An 11,923-nucleotide genomic window follows, 5' to 3' on the forward strand; every position below is an offset into this window, starting at 1 on the left:
CACCTCGCTGAACAGAGCCATCTTGCCGCATGACCTCGACAAACTTCCACTCGCCCTCCCCTCCCCATGTCTTCTCCCCCGTGCGGCGCCGAGCTGCCGACGCCGCACGGCAGCGGTGTCTCAGCTCAGGTGGCGGGCGAAGAACCGTATGGTGCTGTCCAGTTCGAAGCGCGGGATCTCCCCGTGCCCGCCGGGGTTGGCGTGCAGGGTCTTCTCGGCCGAGCCCAGGGCGTCGAACAGTGCCAGCCCCTGCTCCCTGGGCACCCGCTCGTCGTCCCACTGCACCAGGAACTCCACCGGAACGGTGATCCGCCCGGCGACCTCCGCCGAGGCCAGCGCACCGCCCAGTCCCAGCACCGCCGCACGGACCCGGGGCTCGGCGGCGACGAACGGAACACCGAGCCCGCACCCCAGGGACACCCCCCAGTAGCCCACCGGCCCTGCGCCGACGAACGGGAGCTCCTGCACCGCGTCCACAACCGCCCGCCATTCCGGTACGGTCCGGCGTGCCACGAGCGCCTGGAACCCGGCGATCAACGGAGCCAGTTCCTCTCCGGCAGCCGCCCGAGCCTGGTTCTCCGTCACTATCCGGTCGTACTTCTCGTCCTTGGGCCGGTCACCGTGTCCGGGCACGTCCACCGCCACGACGGCGAAACCGCACTCGGCGACGAAACGGAGCGCACGCGCCACGATGCCTGGCGCCTTCTTGTGCTGTCCGCCGCCATGGCCCATCACGATCAGCGGACGAGTACCGACGGCGCCTTCCGGCGCCCACAGCACGCCGGGAATCTCATCGAGGGTGAAGAGGTGTTCGCAGACGCCACCGGACGACGTCTCGGAGTTGAAGCGCATGAGCGATTCAAGCCTTTCGGGATGCCTTCTGCGGGCGCTCCCTAAGGGCTGTCCCGTAATCCGCGGTGGATCAGCGCACGGCGTCGGATGCTGGGGGCACCTCCCACGCCGTTCAGGCAGTGGGGGAGCATCGCAAGGCGGAGGGGCGTCCGCATACTGGATGTATGCGCGCGTTCCGACAACGCGGCGAGGTGCCGTAGCCGGCGTCGTGCGCCCGCCGGGGATTACGGGACAGCCCTTAGGCCATGCGAAGGAGGGAGCCCCGACCTGTCACAGCGTTGATCGGTCTCACCTCCTCGGTTCGCGGCGAAGCACGGCACCGCCGAACCTATCACCAAGGGCTCTTCCGGCCGGCTCAGCCGGGGGTGACCAGCCTGGCCTCGTAGGCGAAGACCGCCGCCTGGGTACGGTCGCGCAGGCCCAGTTTCACCAGGACCCGGCTGACATGGGTCTTGATGGTCGACTCGGCCACCACCAGACGCTCGGCCATCTCGGAGTTGGAGAGCCCGTGGGCGATCAGGACCAGCACCTCCGTCTCCCGGTCGGTGAGCTCCCCGTAGGCCAGTCGGGCCGCCGCCAACGGGCGGGGGGTCTCGGCGAGCCTGGAGAACTCGGTGATCAGACGCTTGGTGACCGAGGGGGCCAGCAGCGCCTCACCTGATGCCACAACCCTTACGCCCTCGGCGAGTTGGCGGGCCGAGGCGTCCTTGAGCAGGAACCCGGAGGCTCCCGCGCGCAGCGCCTGGTACACGTACTCGTCGAGGTCGAACGTGGTCAGCACCAGCACCTTGGCGCCGCCGTCCGCCGCCACGATCTCCCGTGTGGCCTCGATGCCGTTCAGCTCCGGCATACGGATGTCCATCAGGACCACGTCCGGGGACAGCTCCCGGACGCGGTCGACGGCGTCGCGGCCGTTCACCGCCTCGCCGACCACCTCGATGTCCGGCATCGCGCCGAGCAGCACCGAGAAGCCCTCACGGACCATCATCTGGTCGTCGGCGATCAGCACACGGATCGTCATGCGTCGGCCTCGCTCGCCGTGGCCACAGGCAGGAACACCGTCACCTCGTAGCCTCCGTCCTCCGTCTCGCCCGTGGTCATCTCGCCGTTCAGCATGGTGACGCGCTCGCGCATGCCGGTGATGCCGTGGCCGGCACCATGGGTGGACTTCACCAGGGTCACTTCCGGAGAGGGGCCGTTGACCACGCGCAGGCCCAGTCCGCCGAGGACGTAGCCGATCTCCACGCGGGCCGTCGCGCCGGGGGCGTGCCGCAGAGTGTTGCTGAGGGCCTCCTGGACTATTCGGTACGCCGACAGCTCCACGCCCTGCGGGAGTTCGCGCACCGCTCCGGTGACCACCTTCTCGACGGTCAGGCCGGCGTCCCGCACATTGGCGAGGAGACCGTCGAGATCGGCGAGGGTGGGCTGCGGGGCGTCCGGGGCCTCGTAGTCCTCGGCGCGGACGACACCGAGGACGCGACGCAGCTCGGTGAGCGCGGCAACGGCGTTCTCCCGGATCGTGGCGAACGCCTGCTCCAGCTCGGGCGGCGGATTCTCCACGCGGTAGGGGGCGGCCTCGGCCTGGATGGCGACCACCGACATGTGGTGGGCGACCACGTCGTGCAGCTCGCGGGCGATCGTCGTGCGCTCCTCCAGGAGGGTCCGCTTGGAACGCTCGTGCTCGGTCACCGTCTGCTGGGCGGTCACCTCCTGCTGGGCCGTACGCCGTATCTGCCAGACGGAGACGGACAGGAGGATGAAGGCCGAGACGGTCAGCATCGGCCCGCTGTTGGCGCTGTAGTAGCCGTAGTTCAGGTAGCGGGAGGCGAAGAACGTCTCGGCGGTCAGGCTGTAGAGCGCGGTGATGCCCCACATCCACGCGGCGATACGGGGCCTGGTGCGCAGGGCCACGACCGTGAGGACGATGACGTGGGTCACGAAGGCACCGGGGAACCACGGCCAGTCGTTGAAGTCGCTGCCGATCACGGTGCCGATCAGGGTCGCGCCCATCGAGGCCCAGAAGGCGCCGACGGGCCTGGCGAGCGTCAGCAGGACCGCGGTCAGGGAGAGGATGCCTGTGATCAGCTGGGTGACGTCACTGCCTCCGTTGCCCTCCGTCGAGGCGTACATCGCAATCAGGGCGCCGACGGCCACCGCCGCGTGCGGGGCCCAGACGGCGCGCTCGCGGAGCCGCGGGGGCAGCTGCCGGACGAACGGGCCGTCCCTGCGCATGCGGGGCAGTGGCCGGTACGCGAAGGCGTTGTGGAACATGTCCTGCCACAGCCCGTTCAGAGCGTTCACGGCCAGTCTGAACTCCGGGGTGCGTTCCTTGGCATCGCGTCGCGGTGGCGTGTGCTGGGTGTGAGTCGTCTCGGTCACGTTGAAAACGGTAGGTGGGGGGCGCGGTCGCCGTCGTCACCTGTGAGGAGGGTCTGTCCGGGTCCGTCTCAGGTACTACGGGTCGCGCGTACCGCCCGGCGCTGCCCGTGGTGCGCGCTCAGTAACCCGTGGGCCGGATCAGGCCGCACTCGTAGGCGAAGACCGCTGCCTGGGTGCGGTCACGCAGGCCCAGTTTCACCAGGATGCGGCCCACGTGGGTCTTCACGGTCTGTTCGGCGTCGACGAGACGCCGGGCGATCTCCGCGTTGGACAGGCCCTGGGCGATCAGGGACAGCGCTTCCGTCTCCCGCTCCGTCAGGTCGCCGACGCGGTCCTTCAGCGGGGCGCGGGGCGCTGTGCCGAGACGGGAGGACTCGGCGATGAGTCTGCGGGTGATGCCGGGTGCGAGCAGGGCGTCGCCCGCGGCCACCACCCGTACCGCTTCGGCGAGCTGGTCCGCGGAGGCGTCCTTGAGGAGGAAACCGGAGGCGGCAGTGGGGCTGCCTTCGACCCTGTCACGGCCCCCATGTCCCCCGCCCCTTCCCCTTCGGCGCCCGGCTGCCGGGCGTTCTGGAAGGAAGCTATGAATCGGAGGCCGTGGTCGGCGTCACGCCACAGAGCTCACCTGCGAGGTAGCTCTCAGGTATGACGGGTATCGGGCGTGCCGGGCGGGTATCGGGCGTGCCGGGCATCGGGCGTGCCGGGTATCTGACGTGAGGGGTGGCAGACGTACCGGGCACCCGGCATGCCGGGCACAGGCACCGGGCATGCCCGGCACCGGGCGTAACCGGATTCAGGAAGGGATGGAAACCAAGGGCCGCCCGGCAGCACCCCCACCCGGCGGCACCCCCACCCGACAGCACCCCCGCTCACCAGGCCAGTTGTGCGATCTCCTCCGCCACCACCGCGCACGCGTCCGCCGCCGGGTCGATCAGGGGGAAGTGGCCGACGTCCTCCAGGAGCGTCAGGCCGACGACCTCACCCGCCTTGGCCGCGGCGTCCGCGTACGCCTCGGCGACGGGCTGCGGTACGACGATGTCGGTGCGGCCCTGGACGAGGGTCGTGGCGATGCCCGTCGGGAGGAGCAGGGCCGGGTCGGCGTAGGGACGGCGTTCGGTGACCTTGTCCTGTCCGCCCAGGAGTTGCGTGGTCGCACCGCCGCAGACGTCCAGTTTCTCGGCGACGGCGAAGTCGGCGATGGGCGCCAGGGCGACGACGCCGCGCAGCGGGGCCGGGCCGGCCGTGCGCCACGGCGCGTCGGGCGGGAGGACGTGGCGGGCGGCGGCCCACAGGGCGAGGTGGCCGCCCGCCGAGTGGCCGGTGAGGACCGTGCGTCGGGAGTCCGCCTGGGGCAGGGCGTCCCGGACGAGGTCCGGAAGGGCGTCGAGGGCGGCGGCCACGTCGTCGAACGTCTCCGGCCAGCGGCCCGCGACCGGACCCCCGCTGCCGCCGGGGCCGCTCTGCGCGGGCAGCGCGCTTCCCCTGCGGTACTCGACGTTGGCCACGGCGAAGCCCCGGCGGGCCAGGAAGTCCGCGAAGGGGGTGATGTGCCGGCGGTCGTAAGGGGCGCGCCAGGCACCGCCGTGCAGGACCACGACCAACGGAGCCGCCGCGGTGGCCGACGAGCTGCCGGAGACGGCGCGCGGGGCGTAGAAGTCGATCACCTGGTCGGGGTGGTCGCCGTAGGCGGTGGTGACGTCCGGGTCGACCGGGGGGTGCGAGAAGGCGGATGCCTCTTCGGCGGCATCGCGGGCTGCGGCGTCGTCGTCCGGCATGCTCCAACCTCTCAAGGGTGAAACGGATTTGGATGGGTTTGGGGGTGGCCGGGCCCAGGGCTGGGGATGCCTGCCGTTGGCGGGGACGGTATCAGGCCGGTGACGTGCGTCGACACGGGGATATGACGCTGGGTCAGCGTCGACGGCTCCGGGGGTTCCCGGGCTCGGCGGCGGCGGGTGCGTGCCGAGGGCGCGTGGGGTCGGAGCGCGCGCCGGTGGCCGGTGCTGGGTGGGGCGGAGCGGGGCGGGCAGCCCCATGGCCCAGCGCGAAAGGCCCCGGGCGGCGCGGGCACGGATGCCGCGCGCCGCCGGGGTGTGCCGGTCACCAGCCGACGGGCGGGGTGCTCAGCCGGTGGACTTCAGCGTCTCCGCCAGGACCCGTGCCGCCCGCTCCACGTCGGCGAAGCCCACGTAGAGAGGGGTGAAGCCGAAACGGAGGACGTCGGGGTGGCGGAAGTCGCCCACGACGCCCTGCTGGATGAGGCGCTTCATGACGTCACCGGCGTCGTCGCAGCGGAGGGCGACCTGGCTGCCGCGCTCGGCGTGGGCGACCGGGGTGAGGCACTCGACGCGGCCCTCGGGGACGTACGCCGCGACGCAGCGCAGGAAGAAGTCCGTCAGCGCGAGGGACTTGGCCCGAACCCCTTCGATCGTCACCCCGGACTCCGCCCCGCCCCCGTCCCACACGTCCAGCGCCGCCTCCAGCGCCAGCATCGACAGGATGTCCGGCGTGCCGACGCGGCCCCGGAGGGCGCCGCCCGCCGGTGCGTAGGACGGGCGCATGCCGAAGGGGTCCGTGTGGGAGTTCCAGCCCGGGAGCGGGGAGTCGAAGCGGGACTGGAGGTCTCGGCGTACGTAGAGGTACGCCGGTGAGCCGGGGCCGCCGTTCAGGTACTTGTACGTACAGCCCACCGCGAGGTCGACGCCGTGTTCGTCGAGGCCGACGGGAAGGGCGCCCGCGCTGTGGCACAGGTCCCAGACGGCGTACGCGCCCGCCTCGTGGATCGCCGCCGTCAGGGACGGCAGATCGTGGAGGCGGCCGGTGCGGTAGTCGACGTGGTTGAGGAGCACCGCGGCCGTACGGGGCCCGAGGGCGTCCGGCACCTGCGCCGGCGTCACCGGGCGGAGCGTACGGCCGGTCATCCGGGCGGCCGACTCGGCGATGTAGCCGTCCGTGGGGAAGGTCGTCGCGTCGACCAGGATCTCGTCCCGGACCGGCCGCCCCTCGCCCCCTCCCGTGTCCTCGTCGGCCATCCGGACCGCCGCCACCAGTGCCTTGAAGACGTTGACGCTCGTGGAGTCGCCCACCACGATCTGGCCGGGCGCCGCACCCACCAGCGGGGCGATGCGGTCGCCGATCCGCTCGGGCGCCGTCCACCAGCCGCTCTCGTCCCAGGAGCGGATGCGCAGGGAGCCCCACTGGCGGCGTACGACGTCGTCGACCCGGCCGGGGACCGAGGCCGGCAGTGCGCCGAGGGAGTTGCCGTCGAGGTACACGGCGTCGTCGAGGACGAAGCGGTCACGGAGGCCGGACAGCTCGTCGGCCTCGTCCGCCTTCCTCGCCTCCAGGGCCAGTTCGGAGTACTCGTGCGCGGCGTCGTCGACGGGCCGCTCGTTGGTCCCGGTGAGATCAGACATGGGAGCGCGCCGTCCACAGCTCGGGGAAGACGTTCTTCCGGGCCCTCTTCTCCAGCCAGGCCACTCCGGCGGAACCGCCCGTGCCGGCCTTGGCGCCCATGGCGCGGCGCGTGGCGACGAGGTGGTCGTTGCGCCAGCGCCAGACCAGTTCGGCCACGTCGGTCAGCGCCTCGCCGAGGCGGGCGAGCTCGTGGTCCGGGTCCCCGGAGTACAGCTCCGTCCACACCTCCTCGACCTCGGGGGACGGCTCGTAGCGCTGGGAGACGTCACGCCGTACGACGGACTCGGGGATCGCGTGGCCGCGGCGGGCCAGGAGCCGCAGGACCTCGTCGTAGAGGCTCGGCTCGTGCAGCGCCTTCTCCAGCTCGGCGTGGACACGGGGCGCCCCGCGGTGCGGTACCAGCATGGACGCGGACTTCTCGCCGAGCAGGAACTCCATGCGGCGGTACATCGCCGACTGGAAGCCGGAGCCCTCGCCGAGGGCGGCGCGGTACGAGTTGAACTGGGCCGGCGTGAGCTGGCCGAGCGGCTTCCAGGAGGCGTTCAGCGCCTCCAGCTCTCGCACGGAACGCTTCAGCGCGTCCCTCGCGGTCGGGACGTCGTCGCCCCGCAGCGCGGCGGTGGCGGTCTCCCACTCGTGCACGATGACGGTGAACCACAGCTCCATGACCTGGGTCGTCACCAGGAAGACCATCTCTCCGGGGTCGTCGGAGAGGGGGTGCTGGAGGTGGGTGAGGACGTCCGCCTGGACATAGTCCTCGTACGGGGTGGTTCCCTGGAAGTCGAGATGCGGGGTCTCGGGCTCCGAAGCCTCGACGGGCTGAGCCTGCTGGGACATCGCTGTCTCCTGTTGTGTACTCCGGGTAGCGGTCCGCCCCTGCCGTTATCGACACGGGGGCCCCGGTCCCCACCCGCATAGTCGGGGATGCGCCCACGAAATCGCAAGGTCCGCCTGATCACATCAGGCGGACCTGCGAAAACACGGCCCCGAGGACGTCGTCCTCCGAATTTCAGGCCTCCGGGCGACAGCCGCGGCCCAACAAGCCCACACATCCACAGACCTGCTCATCTGCAGACCTGCTCATCTTCGGACCCGCTCATCTTCGGACCCGCAGACCTGCACATCTGCAGACCTACAGGCCTGCGGGCCTGCGGGCCTGCGGGCCTGCGGGCCTACGGGCCTACGGGCCTACGGGCCTGCGGGCCTACGGGCCTACGGGCCTACGGGCCTACGGGCCTGCAGGCCTACAGGCCTACAGGCCTACAGGCCTACGGGCCTACGGGCCTACGGGTCAGCTCAGGGTCTGGGCCGCCGTCGAGGACGAGTCCTTCAGGAACTGGGTGCAGCGCTCGTACTCCTCCTGCTCGCCGATCGCTCCGGCGGCGCGGGCGAGGGCGTGCAGAGCACGGAGGAAGCCGCGGTTCGGCTCGTGCTCCCAAGGGACCGGGCCGTGGCCCTTCCAGCCGTTGCGGCGCAGGGCGTCCAGGCCCCGGTGGTAGCCCGTACGGGCGTAGGCGTACGACTCCACCACGCTGCCCCGCTCGAACGCGTCGTCGGCGAGCTGGGCCCAGGCGAGGGAGGAGGTGGGGTACTTCGCGGCGACGTCGGCCGGGGGCGTGCCGTTCGCGAGGAGTTCGCGGGGGCCCGGGTCGTCGGGAAGGTGCGTCGGGGGCGGGCCCCCGAGGAGGTTCTCGTGAATCGTCATGGGTTCCAGTCTGGCCCATGCCGGGAGGCCGGGTGGCCGGGTGGGGCCGGGTCCCGGACCGGGGCACGGCTCTCACTCCCCGGAGGGGCCCGGCCTGCCCGGCCCGCCTTCCCCGGCGGGTCCCGGACCGCCCGGTTCGCGCTCCCCGGCAAGGCCCGGACCGCCCCGCTCGTCCTTCCCGGAGGGGTCCGGCCCGCCCTGCTCTCCCTCCAGCGGGGGAGCAGTCACCGAGGCGTGGGTGCGGCATTCCGGGTGCCGGCAGTCGGGGGGCGGACGGCGGACCGTGGTGAAGGCCAGGCCCGCGGCGGCCAGGAGTGCGGCCGCGCAGACCGGCATGGCCGTGGTGAACGCGTCGTCGAACTGGGCGGGGTCCCGGTACGCCTCCGGGCCCATCCCGGCGATCAGGGGGAGCGCGGCGACGGCGATGAGGCCGGCGGCGCGGGCCGCGGCGTTGTTGATGCCGCTGGCGAGACCCGCGTGTTCGGTGGAGACGGAGGCGAGGACCGTGGCCGTCAGCGGCGCCACCAGGGTGACCATGCCCAGGCCCAGGACGAGGAGGGCGGGCAGCACGTCCGTCGCGTACGAGGCGCCGGGGCCCACCCGCAGCATCAGCAGGACGCCCGCAGCGCACAGCACGGGGCCGACGGTGAGGGGAATACGGGGGCCGACGCGTTCGCCGAGGGCACCCGCCCGGGACGAGAGCAGCAGCATCAGGACCGTGATGGGGAGCAGGGCCGTACCGGCGGCGAGGGCCGAGTACCCGGAGACCACCTGGAGCTGGAGGGCGGCGAGGAAGAAGAAGCCGCCGAACGCCGCGTACACGAAGAGGGTGACGATGTTGACCGCCGTGAACTGGCGGGACGCGAAGATCTCCGGCGGCATCATCGGGTCGGAGCGTCGGCGCTCCACCAGGACGAAGGCCACGCCGGTGGCGACGCCTGCCACGGCCGTGACGACGACCGGGACCGAGCCCGTCGCCGCCTCGATCAGGGCGTAGGTGACGAACGCCAGGGACAGGGCGCCGAGGGTCGCGCCGAGGACGTCGAAGCCCCGGCCGTGGGCGCGGCCGTCGCCCGATTCCGGCACGTGGCGGACGGCGACCGGGACGCAGAGGAGAGCGAGGGGGACGTTCAGGAGGAAGACCCAGCGCCAGCCGGGGCCGTCCACGAGCCAGCCGCCCAGGAAGGGGCCGACGGCCGCGCCGATGCCGCCGAACCCGGACCACAGGCCCACCGCCCGCGCCCGGTCGTCCGGGTGGAAGGAGGCCTGGATGAGGGCGAGGGAGCCGGGGGTGAGGAGGGCGCCGCCGACGCCCTGGAGGGCTCGGGCGGCGATCAGTACGGCCGCGTCGGGGGCGATCCCGCAGAGGAGGGACGCGGCGGCGAACCACACCACGCCCACGACGAAGATCCTGCGGCGGCCGAAGCGGTCGCCCAGGGCACCGCCGAGGAGGATCAGACCGGCCAGGGTGAGCATGTACGCGTTGACGGTCCACTGGAGGGCGGCGAGGTCCGCGTCCAGGGCGCGCCCCATCCGGGGAAGGGCGACGTTGACGACCGTCGAGTCCACCATGGCCATGCTGGAGCCGAGGACCGTGGTGAGGAGGATCCACTTGCCCTGCGGGGAGGCGAGCCGTACGTCGGCCATGGAGGGATCATCCCGTGCCGGAGGTGTTCGGGCCAGGGGGCTCAGGCGCGCTGCCCGCGGCCGAGCAGGTGGGACGCACAGGCGGCGGAAGCGGGACGCACGGGCCGGAAACGCGACTGCCCGCAGCCGTGCGGGCTGCGGGCAGTCGAGGAGCAACCGTCAGGCGGGGGCTACTTGATCTTCGTGCCCGCCGAGCGGAGGTTGTTGCAGGCCTCGACGACACGGGCGGCCATGCCGGCCTCCGCGAGCTTGCCCCAGGTGCGGGGGTCGTAGGTCTTCTTGTTGCCGACCTCGCCGTCGACCTTCAGGACGCCGTCGTAGTTCTGGAACATGTGCGCGACGACCGGACGCGTGAAGGCGTACTGGGTGTCGGTGTCGATGTTCATCTTGACGACGCCGTTCTCCAGGGCCGTGCGGATCTCGTCCTCCGTGGAGCCGGAGCCGCCGTGGAAGACGAAGTCGAACGGGGACTCCTTGCCGAAGCGGGCGGCGACGCCCTCGTTCAGCTCCTTGAGGAGGTCGGGGCGCAGGACGACGTTGCCCGGCTTGTAGACGCCGTGCACGTTGCCGAAGGACGCGGCCAGCAGGTAGCGGCCCTTCTCGCCCAGGCCCAGGGCCTCGGCGGTGCGGATCGCGTCGTCGACCGTGGTGTAGAGGGAGTCGTTGATCTCGTGGGAGACACCGTCCTCCTCACCGCCGGTCGGGGTGATCTCGACCTCCAGGATGATCTTCGCGGCGGCGGCGCGGGCGAGCAGCTCCTGGGCGATCTCCAGGTTGTCGGAGAGGGTCTCCGCGGAGCCGTCCCACATGTGGGACTGGAAGAGGGGGTTCTCGCCGCGGGCGACCCGCTCCTCCGACACCGCCAGCAGCGGACGGACGTAGCCGTCGAGCTTGTCCTTCGGGCAGTGGTCGGTGTGCAGCGCGACGGTGATGTCGTACTTCTTGGCGACGATGTGGGCGAACTCGGCCAGGGCGACGGCGCCGGTGACCATGTCCTTGTTGTGCTGGCCGCCCAGGAACTCGGCACCGCCGGTCGAGATCTGGATGATGCCGTCGCTCTCCGCCTCCGCGAAACCGCGCAGCGCGGCGTGCAGGGTCTGGGACGAGGTCACGTTGATGGCCGGGTAGGCGAACTTTCCTGCCTTCGCCCGGTCGAGCATCTCGTTGTAGACCTCGGGGGTTGCGATGGGCATGGTCCGCTCCTTGTATGTGCGGGTGGCGTTGTGCTTACGAGCCCTGACCTAGGGTTGCGACATCATCGTCGGCCCCATCTTTCCAGACGTGACCGGATGCTCCGGCCAGGGCGTCCGAAACTGGGCGGTAACCCCTGATCTTGGTGTTCATACGACGGACGGGGCTCAGTCGAGCCCCAGCTCGTCCTTCGAGAACGCGAAGCGGTACGGGACCCCGGCGCCCTGCTCGATCTTCTCCGCGGCGCCGGTCGCGCGGTCCACGATGGTCGCGACGGCGACGACCTCGGCCCCGGCCTCCCGGACGGCCTCGACGGCGGTCAGCGGGGAGCCGCCGGTGGTGGAGGTGTCCTCGACGACGAGCACACGGCGGCCCGCGATGTCCGGGCCCTCGACCCGGCGCTGCAGCCCGTGCGCCTTGGCGGCCTTGCGGACCACGAACGCGTCGAGCCTGCGGCCCCGGGCGGCGGCGGCGTGCAGCATCGCGGCGGCCACCGGGTCGGCGCCCATGGTGAGACCGCCGACCGCGTCGAAGTCGAGGTCGGCGGTCAGGTCGAGCAGCACCTGCCCGACCAGGGGGGCGGCCTCGCCGTCGAGGGTGACACGGCGGAGGTCGACGTAGTAGTCCGCCTCCAGGCCCGACGACAGGGTCACCTTGCCGTGCACCACGGCCTTGTCCTTGATCTGCTGCAGCAGCGAGCCACGTACGTCCACGTCAGTCATGGCAGCCAGCTTA

General features: G+C 71.7%; 10 protein-coding genes and 1 pseudogene. All 11 read right to left on the reverse strand.

The genetic code is table 11. From position 1 onward, the window contains the following. Positions 1-120 precede the first annotated feature (120 nt). The 11 genes and pseudogenes from ACZ43N_RS16265 to pyrE all read right to left on the reverse strand — a co-directional run bounded on the left by ACZ43N_RS16265 (position 121) and on the right by pyrE (position 11,910). Positions 121-852 carry a dienelactone hydrolase family protein gene (locus ACZ43N_RS16265; protein ID WP_468098038.1) on the reverse strand — a complete coding sequence of 244 codons (732 nt, stop codon included), beginning with the start codon at positions 850-852 and terminating at the stop codon, positions 121-123. Positions 853-1,207: 355 nt separating this feature from the next. Then, positions 1,208-1,873, reverse strand: coding sequence for a response regulator (locus tag ACZ43N_RS16270; protein WP_468098040.1), 666 nt, complete (start codon positions 1,871-1,873; stop codon positions 1,208-1,210). Continuing rightward, on the reverse strand, positions 1,870-3,231 hold the full coding sequence (locus ACZ43N_RS16275) for a sensor histidine kinase (RefSeq protein ID WP_468098042.1): 1,362 nt from the start codon (positions 3,229-3,231) through the stop codon (positions 1,870-1,872). The genes ACZ43N_RS16270 and ACZ43N_RS16275 overlap by 4 nt, the downstream gene beginning before the upstream one ends. A 118-nt stretch (positions 3,232-3,349) precedes the next feature. Beyond that, positions 3,350-3,724: pseudogene (locus ACZ43N_RS16280) on the reverse strand (LuxR C-terminal-related transcriptional regulator); the annotation flags it as partial. A gap of 376 nt (positions 3,725-4,100) precedes the next feature. Next, positions 4,101-5,006 carry an alpha/beta hydrolase gene (locus ACZ43N_RS16285; protein WP_468098044.1) on the reverse strand — a complete coding sequence of 302 codons (906 nt, stop codon included), beginning with the start codon at positions 5,004-5,006 and terminating at the stop codon, positions 4,101-4,103. 345 nt (positions 5,007-5,351) lie between these two features. Next, on the reverse strand, positions 5,352-6,644 hold the full coding sequence (gene kynU, locus ACZ43N_RS16290) for a kynureninase (protein WP_468098045.1): 1,293 nt from the start codon (positions 6,642-6,644) through the stop codon (positions 5,352-5,354). After that, the gene (locus ACZ43N_RS16295) at positions 6,637-7,482 is read right to left on the reverse strand and encodes a tryptophan 2,3-dioxygenase family protein (protein WP_468098046.1); all 846 of its coding nucleotides are present in this window, start codon (positions 7,480-7,482) and stop codon (positions 6,637-6,639) included. Before ACZ43N_RS16295 ends, kynU begins: the two co-directional genes overlap by 8 nt. Before the next feature lie 454 nt (positions 7,483-7,936). After that, entirely contained in the window at positions 7,937-8,350 is a 414-nt protein-coding gene (locus tag ACZ43N_RS16300) for a DUF3151 domain-containing protein (RefSeq protein ID WP_468098047.1), read from the reverse strand. Between the two features lie 72 nt (positions 8,351-8,422). Further along, positions 8,423-9,997 carry an MFS transporter gene (locus tag ACZ43N_RS16305; RefSeq protein WP_468098048.1) on the reverse strand — a complete coding sequence of 525 codons (1,575 nt, stop codon included), beginning with the start codon at positions 9,995-9,997 and terminating at the stop codon, positions 8,423-8,425. Positions 9,998-10,167: 170 nt separating this feature from the next. Next, on the reverse strand, positions 10,168-11,190 hold the full coding sequence (gene fbaA / locus ACZ43N_RS16310) for a class II fructose-bisphosphate aldolase (RefSeq protein WP_468098050.1): 1,023 nt from the start codon (positions 11,188-11,190) through the stop codon (positions 10,168-10,170). Positions 11,191-11,355: 165 nt separating this feature from the next. After that, positions 11,356-11,910 (reverse strand): orotate phosphoribosyltransferase, encoded by a 555-nt coding sequence (pyrE, locus tag ACZ43N_RS16315; protein WP_055523665.1) that lies wholly within the window; start codon positions 11,908-11,910, stop codon positions 11,356-11,358. Positions 11,911-11,923 lie beyond the last annotated feature (13 nt).

It is taken from the genome of Streptomyces sp. NPDC030814 (genome assembly GCF_055572155.1).

Coding starts and splice junctions, on each gene's coding strand:
- ACZ43N_RS16265 (WP_468098038.1), bottom strand. CDS start 852: ATGCGCTTCAACTCCGAGACGTCGTCCGGTGGCGTCTGCGAACACCTC.
- ACZ43N_RS16270 (WP_468098040.1), bottom strand. CDS start 1,873: ATGACGATCCGTGTGCTGATCGCCGACGACCAGATGATGGTCCGTGAG.
- ACZ43N_RS16285 (WP_468098044.1), bottom strand. CDS start 5,006: ATGCCGGACGACGACGCCGCAGCCCGCGATGCCGCCGAAGAGGCATCC.
- kynU (WP_468098045.1), bottom strand. CDS start 6,644: ATGTCTGATCTCACCGGGACCAACGAGCGGCCCGTCGACGACGCCGCG.
- ACZ43N_RS16295 (WP_468098046.1), bottom strand. CDS start 7,482: ATGTCCCAGCAGGCTCAGCCCGTCGAGGCTTCGGAGCCCGAGACCCCG.
- ACZ43N_RS16300 (WP_468098047.1), bottom strand. CDS start 8,350: ATGACGATTCACGAGAACCTCCTCGGGGGCCCGCCCCCGACGCACCTT.
- ACZ43N_RS16305 (WP_468098048.1), bottom strand. CDS start 9,997: ATGGCCGACGTACGGCTCGCCTCCCCGCAGGGCAAGTGGATCCTCCTC.
- fbaA (WP_468098050.1), bottom strand. CDS start 11,190: ATGCCCATCGCAACCCCCGAGGTCTACAACGAGATGCTCGACCGGGCG.
- pyrE (WP_055523665.1), bottom strand. CDS start 11,910: ATGACTGACGTGGACGTACGTGGCTCGCTGCTGCAGCAGATCAAGGAC.